This window comes from Prevotella rectalis, assembly GCF_900607215.1.
Lineage (GTDB): Bacteria > Bacteroidota > Bacteroidia > Bacteroidales > Bacteroidaceae > Prevotella > Prevotella brunnea.
The window spans coordinates 56,649-70,019 of sequence record NZ_LR027821.1; the positions used below are offsets into that span (position 1 = coordinate 56,649).

At 39.4% G+C, this 13,371-nt stretch carries 8 protein-coding genes, 1 rRNA gene and 1 pseudogene; 7 read left to right on the forward strand and 3 right to left on the reverse strand.

The window, feature by feature from the left end:
* Positions 1–241: 241 nt before the first annotated feature.
* Positions 242–1,772: ribosomal RNA gene (locus E0E16_RS07385) — 16S ribosomal RNA — on the reverse strand.
* Between the two features lie 439 nt (positions 1,773–2,211).
* On the opposite strand from E0E16_RS07385, the pseudogene E0E16_RS07395 reads away from it, so the two are divergent.
* Positions 2,212–2,520 (forward strand): annotated as a pseudogene (locus tag E0E16_RS07395) (ATP-binding cassette domain-containing protein); the annotation flags it as partial.
* A gap of 84 nt (positions 2,521–2,604) precedes the next feature.
* Here the strand turns inward: E0E16_RS07395 and E0E16_RS07400 are convergent.
* Positions 2,605–3,201 carry an RloB domain-containing protein gene (locus E0E16_RS07400; protein WP_130829799.1) on the reverse strand — a complete coding sequence of 199 codons (597 nt, stop codon included), beginning with the start codon at positions 3,199–3,201 and terminating at the stop codon, positions 2,605–2,607.
* Positions 3,202–3,207: 6 nt separating this feature from the next.
* The gene (locus E0E16_RS07405) at positions 3,208–4,488 is read right to left on the reverse strand and encodes an AAA family ATPase (protein ID WP_130829800.1); all 1,281 of its coding nucleotides are present in this window, start codon (positions 4,486–4,488) and stop codon (positions 3,208–3,210) included.
* A 793-nt stretch (positions 4,489–5,281) separates the two neighbouring features.
* Here E0E16_RS07405 and E0E16_RS07410 point away from each other — a divergent pair.
* The 6 genes from E0E16_RS07410 to E0E16_RS07435 form a co-directional block, all read left to right on the forward strand.
* The gene (locus tag E0E16_RS07410) at positions 5,282–5,908 is read left to right on the forward strand and encodes a TetR/AcrR family transcriptional regulator (RefSeq protein ID WP_130829801.1); all 627 of its coding nucleotides are present in this window, start codon (positions 5,282–5,284) and stop codon (positions 5,906–5,908) included.
* Between the two features lie 7 nt (positions 5,909–5,915).
* Positions 5,916–7,055 carry a StlD/DarB family beta-ketosynthase gene (locus E0E16_RS07415; protein ID WP_130829802.1) on the forward strand — a complete coding sequence of 380 codons (1,140 nt, stop codon included), beginning with the start codon at positions 5,916–5,918 and terminating at the stop codon, positions 7,053–7,055.
* A 235-nt stretch (positions 7,056–7,290) separates the two neighbouring features.
* Complete coding sequence (locus tag E0E16_RS07420; RefSeq protein WP_130829803.1) at positions 7,291–7,503, forward strand: hypothetical protein; 213 nt, start codon at positions 7,291–7,293, stop codon at positions 7,501–7,503.
* A gap of 341 nt (positions 7,504–7,844) precedes the next feature.
* On the forward strand, positions 7,845–8,837 hold the full coding sequence (locus tag E0E16_RS07425; RefSeq protein WP_231728336.1) for a radical SAM/SPASM domain-containing protein: 993 nt from the start codon (positions 7,845–7,847) through the stop codon (positions 8,835–8,837).
* Positions 8,838–8,841: 4 nt separating this feature from the next.
* The gene (locus tag E0E16_RS07430; RefSeq protein WP_025877781.1) at positions 8,842–11,250 is read left to right on the forward strand and encodes an outer membrane beta-barrel protein; all 2,409 of its coding nucleotides are present in this window, start codon (positions 8,842–8,844) and stop codon (positions 11,248–11,250) included.
* A gap of 35 nt (positions 11,251–11,285) precedes the next feature.
* A partial coding sequence (locus E0E16_RS07435) for a peptidase domain-containing ABC transporter (RefSeq protein ID WP_439650606.1) occupies positions 11,286–13,371 on the forward strand: 2,086 nt, incomplete at its 3' end.

Below are 13,371 nucleotides of genomic sequence, written 5' to 3' on the forward strand. Positions count from 1 at the left end.
CTGTTATGCTTGTGTCAATATGTCAAAGATCGAATGTCAAAGGTCGGAAGAAACAAAGAGCCATAAGCAATGGTATGTAACATTCTGACCGAGACAAAATGTGAAGANNNGTGTACAAGAAGTGGGAAACGAACGTTTTCAATTTCCTCGCGGCTTTCCAAAGAAAGGAAAAACGGGAGGAAGAAAGAATGTCCACAAATAACTTGCAAAACCCATGAACAAAAGTAATCATCCACTCCAGAAAGGAGGTGTTCCAGCCGCACCTTCCGGTACGGCTACCTTGTTACGACTTAGCCCCAATCACCAGTTTTGCCCTAGGTCGCTCCTCGCGGTTACGAACTTCAGGCACCCCCGGCTTTCATGGCTTGACGGGCGGTGTGTACAAGGCCCGGGAACGTATTCACCGCGCCATGGCTGATGCGCGATTACTAGCGAATCCAGCTTCGTGGGGTCGGGTTGCAGACCCCAGTCCGAACTGAGACCGGATTTCAAGATTAGATGCAATTTGCATTACACCAACAAACTGTACCGGCCATTGTAACACGTGTGTAGCCCCGGACGTAAGGGCCGTGCTGATTTGACGTCATCCCCACCTTCCTCACACCTTACGGTGGCAGTATCCACAGAGTGCCCGGCATGACCCGATGGCAACTGAGGAAAAGGGTTGCGCTCGTTATGGCACTTAAGCCGACACCTCACGGCACGAGCTGACGACAACCATGCAGCACCTTCACCGGCGTCCCGAAGGACCTCAACATCTCTGTATCGTGCACCGGCAATTCAAGCCCGGGTAAGGTTCCTCGCGTATCATCGAATTAAACCACATGTTCCTCCGCTTGTGCGGGCCCCCGTCAATTCCTTTGAGTTTCACCGTTGCCGGCGTACTCCCCAGGTGGGATGCTTAACGCTTTCGCTTAGCCGCTGACAAAATTGCCAACAGCGGGCATCCATCGTTTACCGTGCGGACTACCAGGGTATCTAATCCTGTTTGATACCCGCACCTGCAAGCTTAAGCGTCAGTAACACTCCCGTGAGCTGCCTTCGCAATTGGAGTTCCACATGATATCTAAGCATTTCACCGCTACACCATGAATTCCGCCCACGTTGCGTGTACTCAAGTCTGACAGTTCGCGCTGCAATTCAGATGTTGAGCATCTACATTTCACAACACGCTTATCAAACAGCCTACACTCCCTTTAAACCCAATAAATCCGGATAACGCCGGGACCTTCCGTATTACCGCGGCTGCTGGCACGGAATTAGCCGGTCCTTATTCATGCGGTAACTGCAAACACTCACACGTGAGTGACTTTATCCCCGCATAAAAGCAGTTTACAACCCATAGGGCCGTCATCCTGCACGCTACTTGGCTGGTTCAGGCTACCGCCCATTGACCAATATTCCTCACTGCTGCCTCCCGTAGGAGTTAGGACCGTGTCTCAGTTCCTATGTGGGGGACCTTCCTCTCAGAACCCCTACCGATCGATGCCTTGGTGGGCCGTTACCCCGCCAACAAGCTAATCGGACGCATCCCCATCCAATACCGATAAAATCTTTCGTCCGCTTCAGATGTCTTCAATGGACTGCATCGGGTATTAGTCCGTCTTTCAACGGGTTATCCCCAAGTAATGGGCAGGTTGGATACGCGATACTCACCCGTGCGCCGGTCGACGTCCAAAAAGTGCAAGCACTTAATGCCGTTTCCCCTCGACTTGCATGTGTTAAGCCTATAGCTAGCGTTCATCCTGAGCCAGGATCAAACTCTCCATTGTAAAATAATGTAAATGCCATTAAAACAATACATATATATAATAAATATATATACGCATCGAAAAAAGGCATAAAAGTATGTCTCTGAGCCAGAATGATTATCCTTCATTCAAAGTATCAAGTTTAAACACCTTTCTATATATGTAATATCAACCACCGGGATTTGGATGAAACCAAAAGGGCAGAAGATAAAAAAAATTGAACGGTTCGTTTCTTTACCCATCCACCGACCAATAAAAAAAATATCGGCGGCGGACGCTTCTTCTTGTACTACTTCTCTGTCTATGTAAATCTTTTCAAAGAACGATTTTGATGCCATCGCTTTTTTATTGCGAAAGCGTTTGCAAAGGTATAACAAAAAATCATACGCTCCAAATGTTTTCGTGATTATTTTTGAGAAAAGTGGCATTTTCAGGTTTATTAACAATTTTACTGCGATGAAACGGCGAAACCCTGTCGGATGGCGAGCGGCAGCATATCTCCATAGCCCATGCGTTTCTGAAAGATGCTCCTGTCATTCTCTTGGACGAAGCTACCGTCAGTCTCGATGCCGAGAACGAGACGAAGATTCAGACGAGCATTTCCGAACTGGTACACAACAAGACCGCCATCATCATTGCCCACCGTATGCGTACCATGCAAAAAGCCGACCACATCGTAGTACTCGGTGGTGGAATCGTCATCGAGCAGGGTACGCCTGACGAACTCATGGCACAGGGCGGTGAGTTCTCACGAATGGTTAGACTGTAACAGGAAACAAAGTCATGAGATAAAGAAAAAAAGGGCTGCAAATTCCATTTAGATTTGCAGCCCTCTTCATTATTGGTTCTATTTTTACGAAATAGATAATTCTTGAAGCATCTTGCCCAATTGCGAATAGGTATGGTCTCTATTTTTATCTTCGCACGAAATGTTGGCATTCGTTATCGCCTTTTGCAAAGAACCACCTTTTTTCTTGAATATCTTGTGCAGTCCTTGCCTGAAAAACTTCTGTTCTTTCTTATATCCACTAATTTTTGCCAAATCCCTGACAACTTCGTCAGAAGTAAGATATTCCTTTGTCGTATATTTGAAATAGTAAAGGAAAAACAGTTCCGTACATCTTTCCGTTTCAAAGAATTTCACCTCACAGTTTATGCCATCGTTTTCTTTTACAATGGGCTTTTCGTATTTCTTCTTCAGTTTCAGATAGTCGGCTTTTTCCTTTCCGCCTTTTTTATTGTCCATATCTATCATACAGAATATTTTGGAATAGCCTTTAGCTATGCCGTCCTCTATTCTTCTTTCCAATTCTGTAAGATTACTATGTTTGGGAGTTCTTGGCTCAATGTTTTTCAACTGTGCAGGAAAATCGTCCCTTAATGAGTTCATGTAAAAACTCTCGGTTAGTCCCTCACCCAATATCATGACTGCTTCTACTAACTTCCCCATAACTTTTCAATCCAAGTCAATAAAATATGAACCTAATTCGGGCTTTGCACCTAATCTGCCAATCTTATATGAGTTATATAGGGATAGATTTTTGTGCAATCCGAACGAATCGCCTCGTGAATATTCTGAGGAAGCCGTATCATGATTCTTTTCCACAAACCAAACCAGTTCGCGGTGTTCGTTAAGCAGTTCTTCTGAAAGCAGGGAAATCTCCTGACTGGTGAACACCAACTGTGAGTTTTTCGAATTATAAATAAAAACATTCAGGAAATAAACCAGCAGGTCATAGTGCAAATCCTCGTCTAATTCATCAAGAAGATACAAGTGGCAGCTCGTTATCAAATCGTATAGGAAATGCAAGATTTGAAGATATTGCATCGTACCTTTCGACTGAAGTCGCCAAGGTATGTAAAAAGAGCCATCAGCCGATTGGTTGATAAACAAAATATCCTCTCTATCCGTCTCAAGCATTCTTTTCTTAGCTTTTTCCGTCAATTCGTCATCTTCCATAATCATCTGACGTAATTTGGGAGAAATTTTCTTAGGAGTTTTCACCACCTGAAAATCCGATATATTCAAATCTGCTTTCTTTAACATCAGACGATAGAAACTACTCAGTTTTTCATTTTTACAGATTTCTCTAATCTCCTCAACGAAATTGATATTTCCGTCTCCGTTAATTTCATGTACATGGTGTTCTATCCATGAAAATAATTTGGCAATGGGCTGTATGTCTTCCTTAAAAGCAACTTTTCTGTAAGTTGATAGAACAGAATGATTGTTAAGTGTATTCTCTTTAAGTGTTTCTTGTGTTTTCGTCTTCAATTCCAAACTTGTACCAAACTTGATGTCTGCCTGTATGCCTTTATCCTTGAATGTACGTTCATAAAATAAAGCTTTGGATTTGTTAGGGTAATAATACAATTCTTCTTTAACGATATAGTCAGGGAAATATTCCACATCATAATCGTACCGGATAGTTTCTGCATAAAAGGATACATGCATCTTGGTTGGGTTCTCCTTGGTCAGTTCAAAAGGTGCACCAGCCATGACTTTGTCCGCAATGTCAGTATGAGAATTGTATAACAAATCAAAGATATTTTGAATGGCAAATAGCATGTTCGACTTTCCCGAGGCATTTGCTCCGTAAAGAATACCTAACTTGTTAAGGAAAACGCCTTCTGAAATCTCGAAACTGAGAAATTCGTCTTGGTTTTTTGAGACAAAACTCAACTCCTGCCTATCTCGGATAGACAGATAATTTTCAACCCAAAAATCTCTTATCATAGCGCAAATTTTATGTTATTTTGCTAAAATCGTAATTTTACTACAAAAATAAGATATTTTTCTGAAATAAACAAGTAAACTTAATAAAAACAAAATAAAATAGATTCACTCATACTTCATCACTCCAAATGTCGGATGACCCTTATCCTTACAGACAGAATGACAAGCGTTCTTTGTTAGGCAGAAAACAGCGACTTGAAGTGGCTCGCTCGTTTCCCAATCGTTACCAACCTGTTACACTAATAATGAAACTTCTTTATTTTCAATTAGATAAATTTTAGCCATTATCTTGGAAAGTGAAAGCTAAGCTTTGGGTGGATGAATGAAGAAAATTTAGGACATTACTGGTTAAGCCCGTGAAAGATTCAATAAATTTATATCTTTCAGATAATCAATAGAGTAAGAATGAATAAAGGATAAATGGGTTACGATTTGGAAACGAGCAAGTTTCTTACCCTTTCTTTATTCTGCATTACTTCAAAGAGCACTTAAATTGATAATGCAAAGATAATATTTTCTGATGAAAACAGTGTATTTTTAGAGAAATAAATTGTAGATACACCTTAAAATATTCACATCTAATTCTATTGGCTCAAGTTTTAGTGTTGTTATTATGCTATCAAAAAGGCTCATAATCAATTATTTTACACTGTAAAGTGAGATAAAGAGAGAAAAATGAAACTTTTTCGGGAAAAATCATCAGAAAAATTTGACGGATTGAAATAATTTGCATAATATTGCACTTACAAAAACAGAACAAACGTTCTGTTTTTAATTTAGCAAGTATGAAATAATGGAAAAACAGATAGATAAAGAAAGCATAAGCAAAAGGGACATTATCCTTAATGAATCGTTCAGGCTGTTTCTGAAAAAAGGTTATGCAGCAGTATCATTTTCGGATTTAGTGGAAGCTACCGGCATTTCTCGTGGCAATATGTTTCATCACTTCAAGAATAAGGAGGATATATTCAATCATGCCGTTGATAGATTTGTATTTGAATTCTTGACAAATGATGCTACAGACTTTCTTGAATTTACAAGCTCTACCCCATTAAAAGACTTCATCGACAATCGTATAGAAAATATCGGTCGCCGTATGAAATCATTTTTTATGATGACAAAAGGCACAGTCACTCCTGCCAATTTCATGTCATTTATCTTGTATCTGAAAGACAACTATCTGGATTGGAAAGAGAAGTTTCAAGAATACGAGAAAAGAAAGAGCCTTGAGTGGAAAGAGGTGATAGAGCTTGCCAAACAGAAAGGAGAGATTACTCAAACTGTGGAAACAGAAAAGATTATATCTTCCATTAGAAATATATATCTTGGATTGTCATACAGAAGTGCATTGAGCAGCCAACTTTCTATCTCCGAATTGAAAGAACAAATATACATAATATATAATTTAATAACCAAATAATATTCCTATGGAAAAATCAGCATATATCAATAGCGTATCTGCATATCTTCCTAATTCCCCCATCTCTAATGATGATATGGAAGACTATATCGGAAAAATTGGTGGAAATCCGTCAAGGGTTCGCTCCATTGTCCTTAGACAAAATGGCATCAAAACGAGATATTACGGGTTGGACAAAAACCAAAACCTAACACACTCGAATGCAGAATTGGCAAAAGAAGCCGTATGTAGGCTGTTTGAAAATGGAAGTATTCCTGACGACTTGACCCTTTTGGCTTGTGGGACAAGCACACCCGATCAATTGCTTCCTTCCCATGCATCTATGGTTCATGGAGAATTAGCCAACTATCCTATGGAAATATTTTCCTCTGCAGGTGTATGCCTTACCTCATTGCAGGCATTGAAAATATGCTATAGCAATATTCTTGCAGGACTGCATCAAAAAGCTGTATGCGTGGCATCAGAATTAACTTCACCTGCATTGGTATCCAAATTTTATGACCCTGAGTATGAAGCTACACATGACAATCCTGACAAAGACCCTTATATGGCTTTTGAGAAGGATTTTATGCGATTTATGCTTTCTGATGGTGCAGGAGCGGTATTGGTGCAAGATCATCCCGAAGGAATATGTCCTCTCAAAATCGAATGGGTTGATATGACTTCCTATGCCAACGAACTACCGACCTGTATGTTTATGGCATCAGAGTTGCAAGAAAACGGACGACTCAAAAGTTGGAAAGAGTTCTCTCCTGATGAGATTAAGGAGCGTGCCGTACTTGTCGGCAAACAGGACATTCGGCAGCTAAAGAAATACATCATCAAGTTTTGGGTAGACCATATCGAAACCGTACTTGCCAAACATCATGTAAAAGCGGAAGAGATAGATTATGTCATACCTCATGTTTCCTCGATGTTTTTCTATGAGAAGTTAAATGACGAAATTGCTGCTCGTAATATTGCCCTGACAAAAGAGAAGTGGTTTACAAACCTTACTTCTGTCGGCAACATCGGCTCGGCTGCCATTTATGTCGGATTGGAAGAACTCATAAGGACAAAGGAAATAAAGCAAGGGGACAAGATACTTCTCCTTGTACCCGAGAGTGGAAGGTTCTCATATGGAACGGTATTGCTTACTGCTGACTAAGTAGAAACCAACTTATTGCTCTCTTGCAAGGATGTAATAAGGTTTTGTATGAGAAGTATTAGTAAGTAAATCAAAAAACGCAATCAAAGATTTAAAACACAAACTTAGTCGTTTGGAAGCTGTAAAATTCATTACAGCGCAGCAATTCTCTTCCGTAATGATTGGCGGTAAACTGTGTGAAATAAGAGCGTTATGAATGCTGACGTTATAGCATTAAACTAAAAATACTACAAATATGAAAAAAATAGATGATTTCAAGTTGGCAAATGAAATGCTGGAAAAAGTCTTAGGCGGATATGTTTCATCAACTCCTGAAAGGCTTTTTACATTCCAAGGTGAATATGCGGCAGTACAAGCAAATAATGTACACCACAATACCTCCCATGCTTGTGGCTGTGGATGCGGCTGTGCAGGAGGAGCAGGAAACGGTAGTGGTGCTGGCCGATAAATATTATTTATGGCATATGATGAAAAGGAATATTCTTTCTCATCATATGCCTTGTTACTTCTATATGATAATTTCCAAATTTAAGAGAAATAGTGAATATGATGTTGTTGGATAATCCTCATTTCTTAATTATAAAAGATAATGAACATTTTATCTTTTATAATACTATAAGACATTATGCCTGTAGAATAAGCGAGTTAGATTTGGTTCTATTTGATTTGTTTTACAAATACAAAGACCTATCGATTATTTTGTCTCAGTTGGATACAAAATACCATCAATATGTTAAGAGTGTTTATTCAGCCGTCATTGACAATAACGTTCTATCCGACACTCCTGTAATGACTTGCGACACTATAGGTAAAGTGTATCCTCTATCCTATTATCTACATCTAACTTATAAATGTAATTTAAATTGCACATATTGCTATAATAAAAGTATACGGTCTGAATTTGTTGAGATGCCTAAAACAAAATGGGATATAATTCTTGACAAGGTTCTTTTATATGCAAAAAGCATCATAATAACAGGAGGTGAACCATCTCTAACACCTTTGTTACCATATATCATTACACAAATAAGAAACAAAAAAAAGGATATTCATATTGAGCTGATATCCAATTGTATGACAGATTTCTCTGCTTATGAATATGCAGATGAAGTTTTTGGTAATATAGATCGTGCGATTTTTAGTTGTGATAATCTATCTGATGTAGGGCAAACACGTATTAACTTCAACCCTTCTTTATTTAGGAAGAATATTGATTTTCTGAAAAAGAAGTATAAAGAATTGCCTATAACCATAACCAGTGTATTCTCAAAATGTAATCTATCAGAAATCAATAATATTAAAGAGTATTGTAGCTGTCAATCTGTCAATTTTAGGAATGTACTCATTGTACCAAATGGAGTATCCGAACTATCACTTTTGCCTACATTGGAAGAATATTGCTCTACCTTATCATCATATACCCGGCCGTTAGATAGTCTACGTCTTTATTGTGGGGCGGGAATTGGAGTTTTAAGTGTAGACCCATTAGGAAATGTGTACCCATGCCAAAGTCTCCATTATAAAGAGTATAGGATGGGAAATTTACTCGCAGATAGTATAGAGGATATCATACACACACAAATACATAAAGATATTGCAAAAAACTTTTCTATAGATAATATACCGACCTGTAAAGATTGCAAAGTTAAATACATTTGTAGCGGGGGATGTAGGGCGGCAACTTTAAATATTGAAGGGAAAACAACTGATTTTCCAAAAACACTATGTCCATACTATAAAGAGAAAGCAATCAACATGTTAAAATCCATTCCAAAACAATAAAGCAATGAAGATAAAATTGATATTTTTCGTACTGTTATTTCATCTTTTTGGCAATGTTATACAAGCAAAAGAAAGAAATAACCTAATCATCCACGTCAAGGATTCTCATAGTGGTGAGCCTCTTGCTTACGTACAAATTGAGATACAAAGTATTCATGACTCTCTTGTATGCTTTTCGGATACAGTAGGTATATGTCAAGTAAAATTATTGGATGGAGAATACGATATTCGGTTTAATTTATTGGGATACAGCAAACTGCAAAAACACATAAATCTCACCGAAAGTAAGTCATTAGATATATTATTGTCAGTAAAGACAATGGAATTAGAAGGGGCAACTGTGGTTGCTCGAAAAAAGTTGATAAAGATGTCTGATAAAGGTATTATTTATGACATTTCTAAGGATACTAATATCCGAGCATTAAATTTATTGGATGCAATTAATCATGTACCATTGGTAAATGTTACTCCAAATGGAAATATAACAGTAAAAGGCAGTTCGGCTTATTCAATTTATCTGAACGGAAAGCCTTATCGTATGGCACAATATGATCCGCAAACAGTATTAAGGTCTTTTCCCGTATCTACCATTGAAAAGATTGAGGTTATTACTCGTTTAGATGGGCGATATGACGGTGATACAGGAGATGCTATTATCAACATTATCACGTCGAAACATCACTTTGATAACTGGTCACTTACATTGAATGGCAATTCTAATACTCTTCCTAAAGCGGGTGCAGGAATGAGTTTGGTTGGCACGCAGAAAAAGATTGATTACTTGTTAGGATATAATTTCGGTTATGACGGACAAAGAAACCAACCCGTAGAGTCATCAGGCATCTATTCTACTGCAAATGCTTATCAAGAAAATACAGCAAGTGGTATATCTGACGGTAAATGGAAAACGCATACATTGAGAGCAATGGTTGTATTTAATATAGACAGTCTGAACAGTCTATATGTTGACGGTCATGCACTGATAAAGCAAACTGATATGAGCACTGATTGGAATCAGCGGTATAAAGTTCAGAGTTGGGCAAAGCCACTTAACACAACTTTTCTTTCTAAGCACAATAATACAGCCGGAACATTTGAATCTAATGTTCTTTATAGAAATATGTTCCGAAAAGATAAAAGTAAAGAGCGTTGGATGGCAGGCTATCGCTATACTTATAATCCTGATATTAGATATTTTAATCAAACATCTGTTGACAATACAAACATTGAGCAAAAGAGCAGAAACAAAACGCATGGCGGTTTAAATGAACACAGCCTTATGGCAAGTGTTACTCTAATAGATAATGATACACAATATTTGCAGATAGGAGGAAAGCAGATATTTAGAAAGGGAGCAATAGACACGGAATTGCTTACCCTTAATCAAAATAATGAATGGGTGTCGGAAACCGATGAAAGTTTTGCACAGGACCAAATCCGTTATCACCAAGATGTCTCATCGGCTTTTGCCTCATACGCTATCAGTGTCAAGGACTTTACCTTTGACACATCGCTTCGGTGGGAATATACTCATATGAAAATGTTGTTTCCTAAGATGACAGAAGCAGATTTCTCAAAAACTTTTGGAAATATAACTCCATATATCGGTGTGTCTTATCAAAAGGGAAATTCCTCTTTATCACTTTCTTATAAAGGTGGAATGATGCGCCCAGACATTCTTATGCTTAATCCTTTTAAAACATACTCTTCTCAGTATAAAGCGGAAATGGGTAATCCTGAATTGGAAAGTTCTTATATCAATACTATTGATGCTTCGTATATGGTTTATTCTAATACGATGTTCTTTTCTTGTGGTTTCACATTCAAGCATCAGAACCGACCAATTGTATTGTATCCAAGCTATTCAGAAAAATTGCATCAGTATATGAATCAATATATGAATATAAGTTCATTGAATGATTATAGGGTGAATTTCTATGGTAATTACAAACCTATCATACCTTTATCTTTAACCTTAACGGGTGATTTTGGATTATATAGAATGAAGGACTATACTGGAGGTTATGATAACGGAAAATCGTATAATCTCACTTTTATGTGCGACTTTTCATTGAAGCATCAATGGACATTAAGTCTGCAATATGGTAACTATCTGAATATGCACCCTATTTGGGGTAAGACACACAGCTTTAATATATATTCATGCAGTGTCAGCAAGTCTTTCTTGAAGAATGCTTTAAATGTAAGAGTAATAATGAACTCTCCATTTAGCAAGTTTACTAAAATCAGAGAGCAAAGCATATTGCCTTCATATTCTGGTTCACAAACAAATTTTATGCGAGCAAGAGCCTTCGGCATAGATATTACCTACACTCTGCAAAAAGGATCGCATAAAGAGATCAAGCGCGACAGAACACTAAAGAATGATGACCAAAATACAGGAGTAGAATGAAGAAACTCTTTTTCAATATCAAACAGCGCGATGCTATGGATTGTGGTCCGTCATGCCTCGCTATGATAGCGAGGTATTACGGATTGCGACCAGAACGTGATGGCTTACGTCGTTCTTGCTCTTTGGGCAAGGATGGTGTTTCTTTGCTTGGTATCAGTAAGGCAGCAGAAACTATCGGTTTCAAGACTGTTGGAGGTCGAGTAAGTTTTGATACACTTGCATTTGAAGTTCCTTTGCCCTGCATTGTTCATTGGAATCAGAATCACTTTGTTGTTGTATATAAAATAAAAAAGCACAAGAAAGGAAAATATACCGTATATGTTGCCGACCCGAGTAAAGGACTTGTTACCTATACTAAAGAGGAGTTCTGCGAGCATTGGGTAAGCACCAAGACCAACGGCGAGGAGAAAGGCATAGCCCTACTCCTTGAACCAACGGAGCAATTCTGCGCTCAAAAGGATGCGAAAATCGTTCCCACTCAAAACCGCTTGAAATTCCTTTGGGGGTATCTCAAAAAATACAAGCGTTTCTTTACGCAACTCATTCTCGGTCTGTTGCTTGGCTCGCTCCTGCAACTTGTATTTCCATTCCTCACACAAGCTATAGTAGATACGGGTATAGGAGGAAAGGATATAGGCTTTGTATGGTTGGTGCTCTTGGCAGAGATGATGCTACTTTTCAGCCGTACTGCCATCGACTTTATCCGCTCCAAAATACTCCTTCACATCTCCACACGTATTAATATCTCGCTCATATCGGATTTCTTCATCAAGCTGATGAAACTACCGATGAAGTTCTTCGACACCAAACTGATGGGCGACCTCTTGCAACGCATTGAAGACCATCGACGTGTGGAGCAGTTCCTCACCTCAAGCAGTCTGAGCCTGCTATTCTCGTTCTTCACCTTCCTTGTCTTCGGTGTCGTCCTTGCAGTCTATAATCTCGGCATCTTCTTTGTCTTCCTCATGGGAACATCGCTTTACGCAGGCTGGATTATACTCTTCCTCAAAAAGCGCAGACAACTTGACTATAAGTATTTCGAGCAGGCAGGACGCAACCGCAACGTCAGCTACCAACTCATAAGCGGTATGCAGGAAATCAAGCTGCAGGGATGTGAGCAGCGCAAACGATGGGAATGGGAGGATGTGCAAGCCGACCTTTTCAAGGTCAATCTGCAATCACTCAATCTTCAGCAAGTACAACAGTCAGGAAGCATCACTATCAACGAGGTAAAGAATATCTTGATTACCGTTCTTGCTGCCACAGCCGTGATACATGGAAACATGACGCTCGGTATGATGCTGGCAGTACAGTATATTATCGGACAGCTCAACAGCCCTGTGGAACAACTTATTCAATTTATCTACTCATGGCAGGACGTGAGCATCAGCCTTGATCGCATGAACGAAATACATACCGAGACCAATGAGGAGAATGCCGAACGGACACATACCACCTATACGGACGAAACTACAGGAGGACATTCCCTCATGATAAAAGACCTTTCCTTTAAATACGACATCTACAGTCCGAAAAATATTCTGTCGAATATCAATCTTTCTATTCCCAACGGTAAGGTAACGGCAATCGTTGGGGCAAGCGGAAGCGGAAAGACCACACTCGTAAAACTCCTTTTGGGATTCTATGAGCCACTGAATGGAAGTATAGAAATGGGCAATGCCAATCTGAATGAATACAATCTTGGTTGGTGGAGAAGCCAATGCGGTGCGGTCATGCAGGAGGGCTATCTGTTCTCCGATACCATTGCGAGGAATATTGCCATACCAGACGATGAGCCAGACATCGAACGCATCCGCCATGCTGCCCGTGTGGCAAACATCGCAGACTACATCGAAGCCCTGCCTTTGGCTTACAACACGATGATAGGACAGGACGGACAGGGCATCAGTCAGGGACAACGACAACGCATTTTGATAGCAAGGGTAGTTTATAAGAATCCAATGTTTGTCTTTCTGGATGAAGCGACCAATGCACTCGATGCCAACAATGAACGAGCCATTACAGAAAACCTCTCGGAGTTCTACAAGGGAAAAACAGTTGTAGTAGTGGCACACCGCCTTTCCACTGTTCGCGATGCCGACCAAATTGTAGTTTTGGATG

What these genes read in the sequence shown, in the direction of transcription:
- E0E16_RS07400 (WP_130829799.1), bottom strand. Translation starts at nt 3,201, where the DNA reads ATGGGGAAGTTAGTAGAAGCAGTCATGATATTGGGTGAGGGACTAACC.
- E0E16_RS07405 (WP_130829800.1), bottom strand. Translation starts at nt 4,488, where the DNA reads ATGATAAGAGATTTTTGGGTTGAAAATTATCTGTCTATCCGAGATAGG.
- E0E16_RS07410 (WP_130829801.1), top strand. Translation starts at nt 5,282, where the DNA reads ATGGAAAAACAGATAGATAAAGAAAGCATAAGCAAAAGGGACATTATC.
- E0E16_RS07415 (WP_130829802.1), top strand. Translation starts at nt 5,916, where the DNA reads ATGGAAAAATCAGCATATATCAATAGCGTATCTGCATATCTTCCTAAT.
- E0E16_RS07420 (WP_130829803.1), top strand. Translation starts at nt 7,291, where the DNA reads ATGAAAAAAATAGATGATTTCAAGTTGGCAAATGAAATGCTGGAAAAA.
- E0E16_RS07425 (WP_231728336.1), top strand. Translation starts at nt 7,845, where the DNA reads ATGACTTGCGACACTATAGGTAAAGTGTATCCTCTATCCTATTATCTA.
- E0E16_RS07430 (WP_025877781.1), top strand. Translation starts at nt 8,842, where the DNA reads ATGAAGATAAAATTGATATTTTTCGTACTGTTATTTCATCTTTTTGGC.